The sequence below is a fragment of the Streptomyces sp. NPDC001744 genome (assembly GCF_042892575.1).
Classification (GTDB): Bacteria; Actinomycetota; Actinomycetes; order Streptomycetales; family Streptomycetaceae; genus Streptomyces.
The window spans coordinates 217101-230767 of sequence record NZ_JBIAUG010000010.1 but is presented as its reverse complement, the minus strand read 5'-3'; the positions used below and the strand labels follow the sequence as shown (position 1 = coordinate 230767).

At 75.2% G+C, this 13667-nt stretch carries 6 protein-coding genes; 2 read left to right on the top strand and 4 right to left on the bottom strand.

What is annotated here, in order from left to right; all coding sequences use genetic code 11:
• Positions 1-7 precede the first annotated feature (7 nt).
• The 3 genes from ACFYZY_RS15070 to ACFYZY_RS15060 form a co-directional block, all read right to left on the bottom strand.
• Positions 8-3550: an ATP-dependent helicase gene (locus tag ACFYZY_RS15070; protein ID WP_388693580.1), complete on the bottom strand. Its 3543-nt coding sequence runs from the start codon at positions 3548-3550 to the stop codon at positions 8-10.
• Between the two features lie 293 nt (positions 3551-3843).
• Positions 3844-7257, bottom strand: coding sequence for an ATP-dependent helicase (locus tag ACFYZY_RS15065; RefSeq protein ID WP_388693579.1), 3414 nt, complete (start codon positions 7255-7257; stop codon positions 3844-3846).
• Positions 7258-7442: 185 nt separating this feature from the next.
• Positions 7443-7898, bottom strand: a complete 456-nt coding sequence (locus ACFYZY_RS15060) for an MGMT family protein (RefSeq protein ID WP_388693577.1) — start codon at positions 7896-7898, stop codon at positions 7443-7445.
• Between the two features lie 183 nt (positions 7899-8081).
• Between ACFYZY_RS15060 and ACFYZY_RS15055 the strand changes: the two genes are divergently transcribed.
• Positions 8082-10733, top strand: coding sequence for a YbhN family protein (locus tag ACFYZY_RS15055; RefSeq protein WP_388693575.1), 2652 nt, complete (start codon positions 8082-8084; stop codon positions 10731-10733).
• A 97-nt stretch (positions 10734-10830) separates the two neighbouring features.
• Positions 10831-12408: an alpha/beta hydrolase gene (locus tag ACFYZY_RS15050; RefSeq protein WP_388693573.1), complete on the top strand. Its 1578-nt coding sequence runs from the start codon at positions 10831-10833 to the stop codon at positions 12406-12408.
• A gap of 48 nt (positions 12409-12456) precedes the next feature.
• Here the strand turns inward: ACFYZY_RS15050 and moeZ are convergent, their stop codons facing one another.
• A complete protein-coding gene (gene moeZ / locus ACFYZY_RS15045; RefSeq protein WP_388693571.1) occupies positions 12457-13635 on the bottom strand; it encodes an adenylyltransferase/sulfurtransferase MoeZ in 1179 nt (392 codons plus the stop codon).
• Positions 13636-13667 lie beyond the last annotated feature (32 nt).

Here is a 13667-nt window from a genome sequence, read left to right as displayed (position 1 = left end):
CACGAGCCTATCCGGCGTCCGGGGGTGCCCCGCCGAGCAGGATCGCCTCCAGTCCGGCGCGGCCGGGGAGCCGGGCGGGCCGGGCGGTCTCGCCCGTCCGCACGTACACGAAGACGGCGTCCACCTCCTCGGGCGCGAGGCCGTGCTGTTCGGCCCAGGCGAGCCGGTAGATCGCGAGCTGGAGCGGGTCGGCGGTGCGCGTGCGGCTGGTCTTCCAGTCGACGATCTCGTACGCGCCGGTGTCCGGGTCCCGGTAGACGGCGTCGATCCGGCCCCGGACGACCCGGCCCGCGAGGGTGAGGTGGACGGGGACCTCGACGCGGTACGGGGTGCGGCGGGCGTACGGGGTGCGGGCGAACGCCTCCTTCAGCTCGTCCAGGTCCCGCTCGTCGAGGATCTCGGGCTCGCCCGCGAAGTCCTCGCCGCCGGGCAGCTCCTCCGGGCCGAGGAAGGGCAGCGGCAGCTCCTCGTAGCGGGACTCCACCCACGCGTGGAAGCGGGTGCCGCGGCGGGCGGCGGGCTGCGGCGGCCTGGGCATGGGCCGGGCCAGGTCGCGCGCGAAGCCGTCGGGGTCGGCGGCGAGGCGCAGGACCTGGGAGGCGGAGAGGTACGGGGGCAGCAGGACGTCCCGGGTGGTGGCGCGGGTGCGGCGGAGTTCGGCGGTGAGGGCGGTGAGGTCGCGGTCCCAGGAGGCGATGGTCCTGGCGTCCTCGGGGGTGAGGTCCCGGTCCCGGTCCCGGTCCCGGTCCCGGTCCCGGTCCCGGTCCGGGTCCGGGTCCTCGGGGGCCTCCGGCTCGGGGGCCCTCGGCGCCGGGACCGTGTCCGCGCGGGTGTCCCCGGGGAGGGCTTCCCCGTCCCGTACGGGTTCCTCCTCGTCCCGTACGGGTTCCTCCTCGTCCCGTACGGGTTCCTCCTCGTCCCGTACGGGTTCCTCCTCGTCCGGCCAGGGCTCCTCGTCCGGCCAGGGTTCCTCCTCGCCCGGCCAGAGGTCCGCCCCGGCCGGGCGGGAGTCCCCGTCGGCAGGGCGGGAGTCCTCGGGGTACGGCCGGGAGTCCTCGGGGGGCGGGGCCCACAGCCGCGCCCTCACCTGTTCCGCCGCTCTCCTGCGGCGGCCGAGGGACTCCTCGTCCAGGGGCAGGGGCCACGCCTCGTCGCGGTCCGCGTCCGCCAGGGCCGGGTTCTCCGCGTCCTCCTCCGGTTCGTCCGCCCATGCCTCGATGTCGCCGTGGCCCGCCGCGCAGTGGTCGTACAGGGCGAGCAGGAAGTCCGAGGGGCCGCGGGGCTTCTTCTGGGACGGGCCCCACCAGTGGCCGGAGCCGAGGAGGAGGGAGCGGGGGCGGGTGAAGGTGACGTAGCCCAGGCGCAGTTCCTCGGTGTGCTGGTGGTCGCGCATGTCGTTCTTGAAGGCGGCGAGGGACTTGGCGTCCCAGGCACCGACCGACGGCAGCGTGGCGGCGTCGCCGCGCAGGGCGTGCGGGAGGACCTGCGGCTGGGAGGTCCAGGACTCGCGCGCGCGGGCGCTGGGGAACTGGCCGGTGACCAGGCCGGGGACGGCGACGACGTCCCACTCCAGGCCCTTGGACTTGTGGGCGGTGAGGACCTTGACGGTGTTCTCGCCGCCGGGCAGGGCGCTGTCGAGGCCCTTCTCGAACTGGACGGCCGTGCGCAGGAAGCCGAGGAAGGCGAGGAGGGTCGCCTCGCCGTCGAGGGAGGCGAAGCCGGCGGCGACGTCGAGGAAGTGGCCGAGGGTCTCGCGCCGGCGGGCGGCGAGGGCGTGCGGGGAGGCGGAGAGCTCGACCTCCAGGCCGGTGGTGTTCAGGACCCGGTGCAGCACGTCCATGAGGGGGTCGGCGAGCGAGGTGCGCAGGGAGCGCAGTTCGGCGGCGAGGCGGGCGAAGCGGACCCGGGCCTCGGCGGAGAACGGCAGGCCGTCGTCGGGGGCGCCGCCGGAGTCGAGGAAGGTGTCGAGCGCGTCGGCGAGGGAGATCACCTCGGCCGGGTCGACGCCCTCGACGGCGGCGGCGAGCCGCTGCTCGGGGTCGGGCTCCTCGTTCCCCCGGTGGACCAGGAGGCGGGCGCGGCGGCCGAGGAGGGCGAGGTCGCGGGGGCCGATCCGCCAGCGGGGGCCGGTGAGGAGCCGTACCAGGGAGGCGTTGGCGCCGGGGTCCTGGAGGACTTCGCAGACGGCGACGAGGTCCGCGATCTCGGGCAGGTGGAGGAGGCCGGAGAGGCCGACGACCTCGACGGGCACGTCGCGGGCGACGAGGGCCGCGTGGATCGCGGGGAAGTCGGTGGCGGTGCGGCACAGGACGGCGATCTCGCCGGGCTCGCGGCCGGTGCGGACGAGGTGGGCGAGGGAGTCCGCGAGCCAGTCGATCTCCTCGGCGTGGGTGGGCAGCAGGGCGATCCGTACGCCGCCGTCGTGCTCGGCGCCGGGCGCGGGCCGCAGCGCCTCCACGCCCGCGTGCATCGCGCGCAGGGGGGCGGCGAGGCCGTTGGCGAGGTCGAGGAGGCGGCCGCCGCTGCGCCGGTTCTCGGAGAGCGCGTAACGGTCGGCGGGGCTGCCGTCGCGGTGCGGGAAGTGCTCGGGGAAGTCGTCCAGGTTGGCGACGGAGGCGCCGCGCCAGCCGTAGATGGCCTGGCAGGGGTCGCCGACGGCGGTCACGGCGTGTCCGGTGCCCCGGCCGAACAGGCCGGAGAGCAGCAGCCGCTGGGCGACGGAGGTGTCCTGGTACTCGTCGAGGAGGACGACCCGGAACTCGTCGCGCAGGATCGCGCCGACCTCGGGCCGGGTGGTGGCGAGTTCGGCGGAGCGGGCGATCTGGTCGCCGAAGTCGAGCAGGTCGCGGGAGCGCTTGGCGGCGCGGTAGCGGACGACGAGGTCGAGGAGTTCGCGGCGGGCGGTGGCGGCTTCGGGGACCTTGCGCAGCTCGGCGTTGCTCAGCCTGGCGCCGGCGAGGGCGGTGAGCAGCTCGGAGTCGTACGCGCGGAGCCGCTCGGGCGGGACGAGGTGTTCGGCCAGCTCGGCGTCGAGGGCGAGCAGGTCGGTGATGAGGGTCGGGAAGGACCGGGTGAGCGCCGGGTACGGGCCGGGGGCCTCGCGGAGCACGCGGGCGGCGAGCTGGTAGCGGGTGGCGTCGGCGAGGAGCCGGGAGGTGGGCTCCAGGCCGATGCGGAGGCCGTGGTCGGTGAGGAGCTGTCCGGCGAAGGCGTGGTAGGTGGAGATGCGGGGTTCGCCCGGGGGGTCGTCGGGGTCGATCGCGTCCGGGTCGGTGACGCCGGCGCGGACGAGGGCGGTGCGGACGCGTTCGGCGAGTTCGCCGGCGGCCTTGTTGGTGAAGGTGAGGCCGAGGACCTGCTCGGGGGCGACCTGGCCGGTGCCGACGAGCCAGACCACGCGGGCGGCCATCACCGTCGTCTTGCCGGAGCCGGCGCCGGCCACGACGACCTGCGGGGCGAGCGGCGCGGTGATGCAGGCCGTCTGCTCCGGGGTGAACGGGATGCCGAGCAGCTCCTTGAGCTCCTCGGGGTCGCTGATGCGTGCGGTCACCGGAAGAGGCTAGCCGGGCCGTCCGACAGCGCGGCCCGGCGCGGGGCCCCGCCGCCGGGGTTCCGGGCGTCCCGCGCGCGGGAGTTCCGGGCGCGGGGCCCCCGCGCGCGTGACCGACCTCTCTTTCCGACGGGGCGTCACGCGCGGGCCGGTGCCCGGTGCCGGCGGGGCGCCGGGCGCGGGGCGGGCCGGGGCGGAGCACGGCGTTCCGGGCGGGGGCTCCGTCGAGGCGCGGGGTTCCCGGCACGGGGCGGCGCGGCCGGCGCGGGCGGTCCCTCTCCGGCCGCGTCCCGCTACTCGACGACGTGGCGGCCCTCCGGCCGGGCGCTGCACGCGGACCGGAAGGAGCAGGTCGCGCAGTGCTGGCCGGCGGTGGGGGTGAAGCGCTCGTCCAGGACCCGGCCGGCGGCGTGGGCGAGCAGTTCCCCGACCCACTCCCCGGTCAGGGCCTCCTGGGCCTGGACCTTCGGCAGGGTGTCGCCGCCCTCCTTCTTCGGGGCGGGCTGCCGGAGCTGGACGAGTTCGGCGCCGCCCGGTTCCGGCCGCCGTCCGCCGAAGACCTCGTCCAGGGCGCCCTCGCGGACGGCGAGCTGGTAGACGGCGAGCTGCGGGTGGCGGGCGACCTCGTCCCGGGTGGGGGACGACTTCCCGGTCTTGAAGTCGACCACGTAGGCGCGGCCCTGTTCGTCGGTCTCGACGCGGTCCATGGAGCCCCGGACGCGGACCTCGTACTCCCCCGCCTCCAGGGTCACGTCGAAGTCCTGCTCGGAGGCGGCGGGGGCGCGGCCGCCCCGGTCCATGACGTGCCAGTTCAGGAAGCGTTCGAGGGCCGCGCGCGCGTTCCGCTTCTCCTGGGCCGACTTCCAGGGGGCGTCGAAGGAGAGGGCGTCCCAGACGGAGTCCAGCCGGGCCATGAGGACGTCGAGGTCGGCGGGGGTGCGGCCGGAGGCGACCTCGTCGGCGAGGACGTGGACGACGTTGCCGAAGCCCTGGGCGGCGGTGGCGGGGGCGTCGGCCTTGACCTCGCGGCCCAGGAACCACTGGAGGGAGCAGGTGCTGACGAGGTTGTCGAGGGAGCTGGGCGAGAGCGCCACGGGCCGGTCGCGGTCGCGGAGGGGGACCGTGCTGCGCGTCGGTTCGAACAGGCCCCACCAGCGGTCCGGGTGCGCGGCCGGCACCAGCGGCTGGCCCTCGTCGTCGGTGAGCGCGGCCAGCCGGGCCAGCCGGTGGGCGGCGGCGTCGCGCAGGGCGGGCGGGGCGGCCGGGTCGACGGTGGTGGCGCGCAGCTCCGCGACCAGGGCGGAGACGGCGAGGGGCCGGCGGGGGCGGCCGGGGACGTCCTTGGGCTCGGCGCCCAGTTCGCCGAGGAAGCGCGACGGCTGGTCGCCGTCCTCGGCGGCGGCCTTCACGGCGGTGACGACGAGCCGGTCGCGGGCGCGGGTGGCGGCGACGTAGAAGAGGCGGCGCTCCTCGGCGAGGAGGGCGCCGGGGGTGAGGGGTTCGGCGAGGCCGTCGCGGCCGATGCGGTCGGCTTCGAGGAGGGAGCCGCGGCGGCGCAGGTCGGGCCAGAGGCCCTCCTGGACCCCGGCGACGACGACGAGGCCCCATTCGAGGCCCTTGGACCGGTGGGCGGTCATGAGCCGGACGGCGTCCGGGCGGGCGTGGCGGCGGGTGAGGGTGTCGGCGGCGATGTCCTGGGCGTCGAGCTCTTCGAGGAAGTTGAGGACGCCCCGGCCGCCGACGCGCTCCTCGGCGCGGGCCGCGGTCTCGAAGAGGGCGCAGATCGCGTCGAGGTCGCGGTCGGCGTTGCGCCCGGCGGGGCCGCCGCGCAGGGCGGCGCGCTCCAGGCGGCCGGGCCAGGGGGTGCCCTGCCACAGCTCCCAGAGGGCTTCCTCGGCAGTGCCGCCGGCGGCGAGCAGCGCCCGGGTCGTCCGGAGGAGCCGGCCGAGCCGCTGGACGCCGTGGGCGTGGGCGGGGTCGTGCGCGACGAGGCGTTCGGGTTCGGCGAGGGCGCGGGCGAGGAGCACGTCGGAGGGGGGCGGGACCTTGTTGCCCGCGGCCCGCTCCTCGTCCCGCAGCGCCCGCCCGAGCCGTCGCAGGTCGGCCGGGTCCACGCCGGCGAGCGGGGAGGCGAGCAGCGCGAGGGCGGTCTCGGTGTCGAGCCAACCGCCGTCGCCGTGGCCGCCGGGACCGGCTTCGGCTTCGGTTCCGGTCCCGCTCTCCGTCCCGGCTTCGGCTTCGGTCCCGCTCTCCGTCCCGGCTTCGGTTCCGGCCCCGCTCTCCGCCTCTGCCCCGCTCTCCGCCCCGGCCGCCCCGGAAGCCGCCCCCGCCCCCGACACCGCGCGCAGGGCGAGCAGCAGCGGGGCCACCGCCGGTTCGTGGCGGAGCGGGGTGTCCGCGGCGTCCGTCTCCACCGGGACGCCCGCCGAGGTGAGGGCGCGGCGGAGGGAGGGGAGGGAGGCGGCGGCGCGGGTGAGGACGGCCATGTCCTGCCAGGGGACGCCGTCCTCCAGGTGCGCGCGCCGCAGCAGGTCCGCGATGTTCTCGGCCTCCGCCGAGGCCGTGGGGTACGTGTACGCCTCCGCCCGGCCCCCGTCCCGTACCGCCGTCAGCTCCCGGTGGGCGCGGACCTTCTCGGCGGGCAGCCGGGGCACCGGCATCCGCTGCGCCAGCAGCCGGGTCGCGGAGAGGAGCCGGGCCCCGGAGCGGCGGGAGGTGCGCAGGACGCGGACCGGCGCGCCGCCGAAGGAGTCGGGGAAGTCGAGGATGCCGTTCACGTCGGCGCCCCGGAACGCGTAGATGGACTGGTCCGGGTCGCCGAAGGCGACGACCGTGCTCCGGCCGCCGCCCGCGAGCGCGCGCAGCAGCCGGACCTGGGCCGGGTCGGTGTCCTGGTACTCGTCCACGTACACCGCGTCGTACGCGGGCAGCGTGACGCTCCCGGCGAGCAGCACGGCCCGGTGCACCAGCTCCGTGTAGTCCAGGACGCCCTGGAGGTCGAGGACGTCGAGGTACTCGGCGAGGAAGCCGGCCGCCGCCTTCCAGTCGGGGCGGCCGACCCGCTCCGCGAAGCGGGCCAGCTCGTCCGGTCCGAGGCCGAGCTCCCGCGAGCGGGCGAGGACGGCCCGCACCTCGTCGGCGAAGCCCCGGGTGGTGAGGCAGGCGCGCAGGTCGTCGGGCCAGCGGATGCCGCCGAGGCCGTTCCTCTCCAGGTCGATCTGGCCGGCGAGCAGCTCGCGCACCGCGAGGTCCTGCTCGGGTCCGGAGAGCAGCCGCAGCGGTTCGGAGAAGAGGTCGGCGTCCTGGTGGGCGCGGATCAGGGCGTAGCAGTACGAGTGGAAGGTGGTGGCCTGCGGCGGGCGGCGGCCGCCGAGCCGGACCGCCATGCGGTCGCGGAGTTCGACGGCGGCCCTGCGGCTGAAGGTGAGGACGAGGAGGCGTTCGGGGTCGGCGCCCTTCTCCACGCGGGCCGCGACCGACTCGACCAGCGTCGTCGTCTTGCCGGTGCCGGGGCCGGCGAGGACGAGGAGCGGTCCGCCGGTGTGCTCAACCACTTCCCGCTGCGCCGCGTCCAGCTGAGGGGGACCCGGCGGGGCCGGTGCGGTGCGCACCAGCCGGTACGCGCCCGGGGTCCGCTGCCGTCCCGGGCCCGGGTGCGGCTGTCCCTGGTGCGGCGGCGTACGCCGGGTGGTGGAGGAGGAGCTCACGTGGTTCGCCGGTCCTGGTGGGTGTGGTGGTGCGGGTGAGGCGGCCGTGCGGAGCGGCCGTCCCGGAAGACGCGAACGACGACGTTACGCGAAGCGGGGCGGCGGCGAGCCGTGCGCGGCGCCGCGCGACGGGCCGGGCCGGGCCCGTCCGCCCCGCCCCGGCCGCGCCTCCTGGGCCGATGTCCTCACGTGTGAGTTCCGGCACCCCCGCCGGCGTCCCCCTCCGGGGCCCCGGCGCCGTCCCAGCGCGCCCGCCGCATGTCGATCCTGGGCACGTGCCCCCCGGCGGCGGGGCCCGCGGGGCGCAGCGGGGTGCCCTCCTCGCGGTAGTGCGCGAGGGCCCGCGGCTCGTGGCCGGGGAGCAGGGTGCCGTCCGCGCGGACCACGCGCCACCACGGCGCGGCCGCGCCGTACAGGGCCATCACCCGGCCCACCTGGCGCGGTCCTCCCTCGCCCAGCCACTCGGCGACGTCGCCGTAGGTCATCACGCGGCCGGGCGGGATCGCGTCGGCGACGTCGAGCACCCGCTCCGCGTACGCGGGGTACGCGGGCGGCTCCCCGCCGGGCCCGGGCGTCCCTCCGCCGTGCTCGGTCACTTCTCCGGCCTCCCCCACGGGCTCCTCCAGACTCGTCCGTCCCATCCTCCCCCATCCCACCGACATGGCCCTGCTGCCTCCGCGCGGCTGCTCTTCGTGCCACCATCGTGCGGGCGGTGACTGGTGATACGAGATCAAGAGCGACAAGAGCGACAAGAAACGCAAGAGCGACACGCACGGGAACAAGAGCGGGAACGAGACGGCGCGCATGCGGAGACGGACAGGGTGATGGGGCAGGACACGCAGCCTCCCGGGGGAGGCGAGGCCGACGTGCCCGAGCGGGTCTCCGGCGACGAACCGCTGCTCGCCGCCCGCGTCCACCGGCCCTCCGACCTGATGCGGCTGCTCGCCGGTCTGCTCGCGATCGGGCTCGTCCTGGCCGTCGCCGCGTTCGCCCACGCGACGACCTCCGGCCTGGAGAAGGACATCAACGCGGGGGCCCTCGGCGCCCCGGACGTCTTCGTCAGGATCGCCGGTCTCGTCTCCTCCATCGCCGTCCTCCTCGTCCCGGTCGCCTTCGCCGTCGAGCGGCTGGTCAAGCGGGACGGGCTGCGCATCGCGGACGGCGTCCTCGCCGCCGTCCTCGCCCACGGCGTGACCCTCGCCACCGACCTCTGGGTCGCCCAGGCCGTGCCCGGCACCGTCCGGGGCACGATCCGGGACGCGCTGACCCAGCCGCAGTCCGGCGGCGGGCTGACCGACCCGGTGCACAACTACCTCGCCCCGGTCATCGCGTACATGACCGCCGTGGGCATGGCCCGCCGTCCCCGCTGGCGGATCGCGCTCTGGGCGGTGCTGCTGCTCGACGCGTTCACGATGCTGGTGGCCGGGTACACCACGGCGCTCTCGATCGTCCTGACCGTGCTCATCGGCTGGTCGGTGGCGTACGGCACGCTGTACGCGGTCGGCTCCCCGAACGTCCGGCCCACCGGGCAGACCCTCCTCGCCGGACTGCGCCGGGTCGGCTTCCGGCCGGTGACGGCGCTGCGCTCGGAGGGCGTGCCCGACTCGGCGGACAACGGGGACCGGGGCCGCCGCTACATCGTGACCCTGGAGGCCGGACCGCCGCTCGACGTGACCGTGGTCGACCGGGAGCAACAGGCGCACGGCTTCTTCTACCGCGTGTGGCGGCGGATCACCCTGCGGACGATCACCACCCGCCGCTCCATCGTCTCGCTGCGCCAGGCCCTGGAGCAGGAGGCGCTCCTCGCGTACGCGGCGATCGCCGCCGGCGCGAACGCGCCGAAGCTGATCGCCACCTCGGAACTCGGCCCGGACGCCGTGATGCTGGTGTACGAGCACACCGGCGGCCGCAGCCTGGACTCGCTGGACGACCACGAGATCACCGGCGAGCTGGCCCGCAGCGCCTGGCGGCAGGTGAAGGCGCTCCAGTCGCGCCGGATCGCGCACCGCCGCCTCACCGGGGACGCCATCCTGGTGGATCGTTCCGGCAAGGTGATCCTGACCGAGCTGCGGGGCGGCGAGATCGCGGCCGGCGACCTGGTCCTGCGGATGGACATCGCGCAGCTGCTCACCACCCTGGGGCTGCGGATCGGGGCCGAGCGGGCGGTCGCGGCGGCCGTGGAGGTCCTCGGCCCGGACACCGTCGCGGACTGCCTGCCGCTGCTCCAGCCGATCGCGCTGAGCCGCTCCACGCGCGCGACGCTGCGGAAGCTGGCGCGGGAGCGCTCGGCGCGGGAGCGGGAGGCCGCCCTCGCCGCCTCCGAGGCGGCCAAGCGCGAGCGGGAGCTGGCCAAGGCCGAGGCCGCCGCGGACAAGAAGGCCGCGCGGGCGGAGAAGAAGGCCGAGCGGAAGGCGGACAAGAAGGCCGAGAAGCAGGCCCTGGACACGGCGCTCGACGAGGCCCGCGAGGAGGACCTGCTCGTCCAGATCCGGCAGCAGGTGCTGCTGATCCGCCCGCAGGCCCCGGTGGAGCCGGTGCGCCTGGAGCGGATCAAGCCGCGGACCCTGGTCAGTCTGATCGCGGGCGCGGTCGCCGCGTACTTCCTGCTCTCGCAGATCGCCCGCACCCCGCTCTCGACGATCAGCCAGGCGGACTGGCGGTGGGTGGCGGCCGCGGTGCTGTTCTCGGCGCTGAGCTACGTCGCGGCGGCGATGAGCCTGCTGGGGTTCGTCCCCGAGCGGGTCGGGTTCTGGCGGACGGTGGTGGCGCAGGTCGCCGGCTCGTTCGTGAAGATCGTCGCTCCGGCGGCGGTCGGCGGCGTCGCCCTGAACACCCGTTTCCTCCAGCGCTCGGGGGTGCGGCCCGGCCTCGCGGTGGCGAGCGTCGGCGCCTCGCAGCTCTTCGGCCTCGGGGCGCACGTCCTGCTGCTGCTCTCCTTCGGCTACCTGACGGGGACGGAGAAGTCGCAGTCCTTCACCCCGTCGAGGACGGTCATCGCGGGACTGCTCACGGTCGCGGTGCTCGTCCTGGTGGTGACGGCCATCCCGTTCCTGCGCAAGTTCGTGTCGACCCGGCTGCGCTCGCTCTTCGCGGGCGTGGTGCCGCGCATGCTGGACGTGCTGCAGCGGCCGATGAAGCTGCTGACCGGCATCGGCGGGATGCTGCTGCTCACCGGCGCGTTCGTGCTCTGTCTGGACGCCTCGATCCGGGCCTTCGGCCACGACAACCAGTCCCTGAGCTACGCGAGCGTGGCCGTCGTCTTCCTCGCGGGCAACGCGCTCGGCTCGGCGGCGCCGACGCCGGGCGGTGTCGGCGCGGTCGAGGGCGCGCTGACCTTCGGCCTGGTGACGGTGGGGGGCCTCCCGCTGGAGGTCGCGACCCCGGCGGTGCTCCTCTACCGTCTCCTCACCCTGTGGCTGCCGGTCCTGCCGGGCTGGCTCTGCTTCAACTGGCTGACGAGGCGCGAGGCGCTGTGACGGGGGCCGGGACCCGTCCGGGTCCCGGCCCGCCCGGGGCCACCCGCATGGACCCCCGTCCCGCGCGACGGCGGGGGCGGGGGACCACCATGGGTCCATGCCGATCTCCGCAGCCCAGCGCGTCGCCCTGCTCACCGCCACCACCGTGCTGCTCGCCGCCGGGTGCTCGGGCGGCGGGAACGACGCCGGCGACCCGCCGGAGCCGTCCGTCTCGGGCGGGCTCCCGGCGCTGGCGGCGCAGAAGCTGTCCTGGAACCCGTGCCCGCCGCCGTCCCCCGCCGAGGGCGGCGGGCCCGCGCCGTCCCCGCCGCCCGGCGGCGGCGCCTGGGAGTGCTCCTTCCTGCGGGCCCCGCTCGACTGGTCGAAGCCGGAGGGCGAGACCGTCGAGCTGGCCCTCATCCGGGCCCGGGCCCGGGACGGCGCCCGGCGGATCGGCTCGCTCGTCTTCAACTTCGGCGGGCCCGGCGGCTCCGGCGTCACCGGCCTGCCCGGCTTCGCCGAGGACTACGAGACCCTGCGGAGCCGCTACGACCTGGTCTCCTTCGACCCGCGCGGGGTGGGCCGCAGCGTCCCCGTGGAGTGCGCGGGCGACAAGGAGCTGGACGCCTACTACGCGCTGGACTTCACGCCCGAGGACGCGGCCGAGGAGCGGACGCTGTCGGACGCGCAGAAGAAGTACGCGGCCGGCTGCGAGGAGGAGGCGGGCACCGTCCTGCCGCACGTCGGCACCGAGAACGCCGCCCGGGACATGGACCTGATGCGCCGGGTCCTCGGCGACGAGAAGCTGCACTACTTCGGCATCTCGTACGGCACGGAACTCGGCGGGGTCTACGCCCACCTGTTCCCGAAGAACGTCGGCCGGGCCGTCTTCGACGCCGTGGTGGACCCGGAGGCGGGCGTCGAGGAGGGGGCCCTCGGCCAGGCGAGGGGCTTCCAGCTGGCCCTGGACAACTTCGCCCGGGACTGCGTGGAGCGCGGCGACGAGTGCGCGCTGCCCGGCACGAGCGTCGCCGAGATCGAGACCTTCGTCACGGACCTGCTGGCGTCCCTCGACAAGAAGCCGATCACCGGCATCGGGGACCGCCGGCTCACCCAGACGCAGGCCACCAACGGCATCGCGCAGGCCCTGTACTCGAAGGAGTTCTGGACCTACCTGGAGCAGGGCCTCGAAGCGGCCGAGGGCGGCGACGGCGCGCTGCTCCTCTCCCTCTCGGACTCGATGAACGGGCGGAACCAGGACGGCTCGTACAGCAACATCCAGGCCGCCAACGCCGCCGTCAACTGCGTGGACTACGAGGAGCGCTACACCCTCGGGCAGGCGAAGGAACGGCTCGGCCGGTTCCGCGAGGCGTCCCCCGTCTTCGGCGACTTCATGGGCTGGTCGCTCGCGAGCTGCTCGCAGTGGCCGGTGGCCGGGACCTGGGAGCACCCGGACGTCTCCGCGCCCGGCGCGGCGCCGATCCTGGTGGTGGGCAACACCGGCGACCCGGCCACGCCGTACGAGGGCGCGCGGGCCATGGTGAAGGGGCTCGGCGGCGGGGTCGGCGTGGAGCTGACGTTCGAGGGCGAGGGCCACGGCGCCTACAACGGCGGCAGCGCGTGCGTGAAGAAGGCCGTGGACGCGTACCTCCTGGACGGCCGGGTGCCGAAGTCCGGAACCGTCTGCAAGAAGTGACGCCGGAGGGCCCGGCCCCGGCGGGGGCCGGGCCCTCCGGCACATGCCCTAGTAGACCGGCTTCCCGGGCTCGATCTGGTGGACCCAGCCGATCACGCCGCCGCCGACGTGCACCGCGTCCGCGAAGCCCGCGGACTTGAGCACGGCGAGGACTTCCGCACTGCGGACACCCGTCTTGCAGTGCAGGACGATCCGCTTGTCCTGCGGGAGGTCCTGGAGGGCGGTGCCCATCAGGAACTCGTTCTTGGGGATCAGGCGCGCGCCGGGGATCGAGACGATCTCGTACTCGTTCGGCTCGCGGACGTCGATGATGTCGATGTCCTCGCCCTCGTCGATCCACTCCTTGAGCTGCTTGGGAGTGATCGTCGCGCCGGCCGCCGCCTCCTGGGCCTCCTCGGACACGACGCCGCAGAACGCCTCGTAGTCGATGAGTTCGGTGACGGTCGGGTTCTCGCCGCAGACCGCGCAGTTCGGGTCCTTGCGGACCTTGACCTGGCGGTACTGCATCTCCAGGGCGTCGTAGATCATCAGACGGCCGACCAGCGGGTCGCCCACGCCGGCGAGGAGCTTGATGGCCTCGGTGACCTGGATGGAGCCGACGGACGCGCAGAGCACGCCGAGGACGCCGCCCTCGGCGCACGACGGGACCATGCCCGGCGGCGGGGGCTCCGGGTAGAGGCAGCGGTAGCAGGGACCGTGCTCGGACCAGAAGACCGACGCCTGGCCGTCGAACCGGTAGATCGAGCCCCACACGTACGGCTTGTCGAGCAGCACGCAGGCGTCGTTCACCAGGTAGCGGGTGGCGAAGTTGTCGGTGCCGTCCACGATCAGGTCGTACTGGCCGAAGATCTCGAGGACGTTGTCGGCCTCCAGGCGCTCCTGGTGCAGGACCACGTTCACGTACGGGTTGATGCCCAGGACGCTGTCGCGGGCCGACTCGGCCTTGGAGCGGCCGATGTCGGCCTGGCTGTGGATGATCTGACGCTGGAGGTTCGACTCGTCGACCTCGTCGAACTCCACGATGCCGAGCGTGCCCACGCCGGCGGCGGCCAGGTACATCAGCGCCGGCGAACCGAGGCCGCCGGCACCGACGCACAGCACCTTGGCGTTCTTGAGCCGCTTCTGCCCGTCCATCCCGACGTCCGGGATGATCAGGTGGCGGGAGTACCTGCGGACCTCGTCTACGGTGAGCTCGGCGGCCGGCTCGACCAGGGGTGGCAGCGACACGGGGACTCCGGTTGTCGGTATGTCAGTACGGT

Coding starts and splice junctions, on each gene's coding strand:
- ACFYZY_RS15060 (WP_388693577.1), bottom strand. CDS start 7,898: ATGGGACGGACGAGTCTGGAGGAGCCCGTGGGGGAGGCCGGAGAAGTG.
- ACFYZY_RS15055 (WP_388693575.1), top strand. CDS start 8,082: ATGGGGCAGGACACGCAGCCTCCCGGGGGAGGCGAGGCCGACGTGCCC.
- ACFYZY_RS15050 (WP_388693573.1), top strand. CDS start 10,831: ATGCCGATCTCCGCAGCCCAGCGCGTCGCCCTGCTCACCGCCACCACC.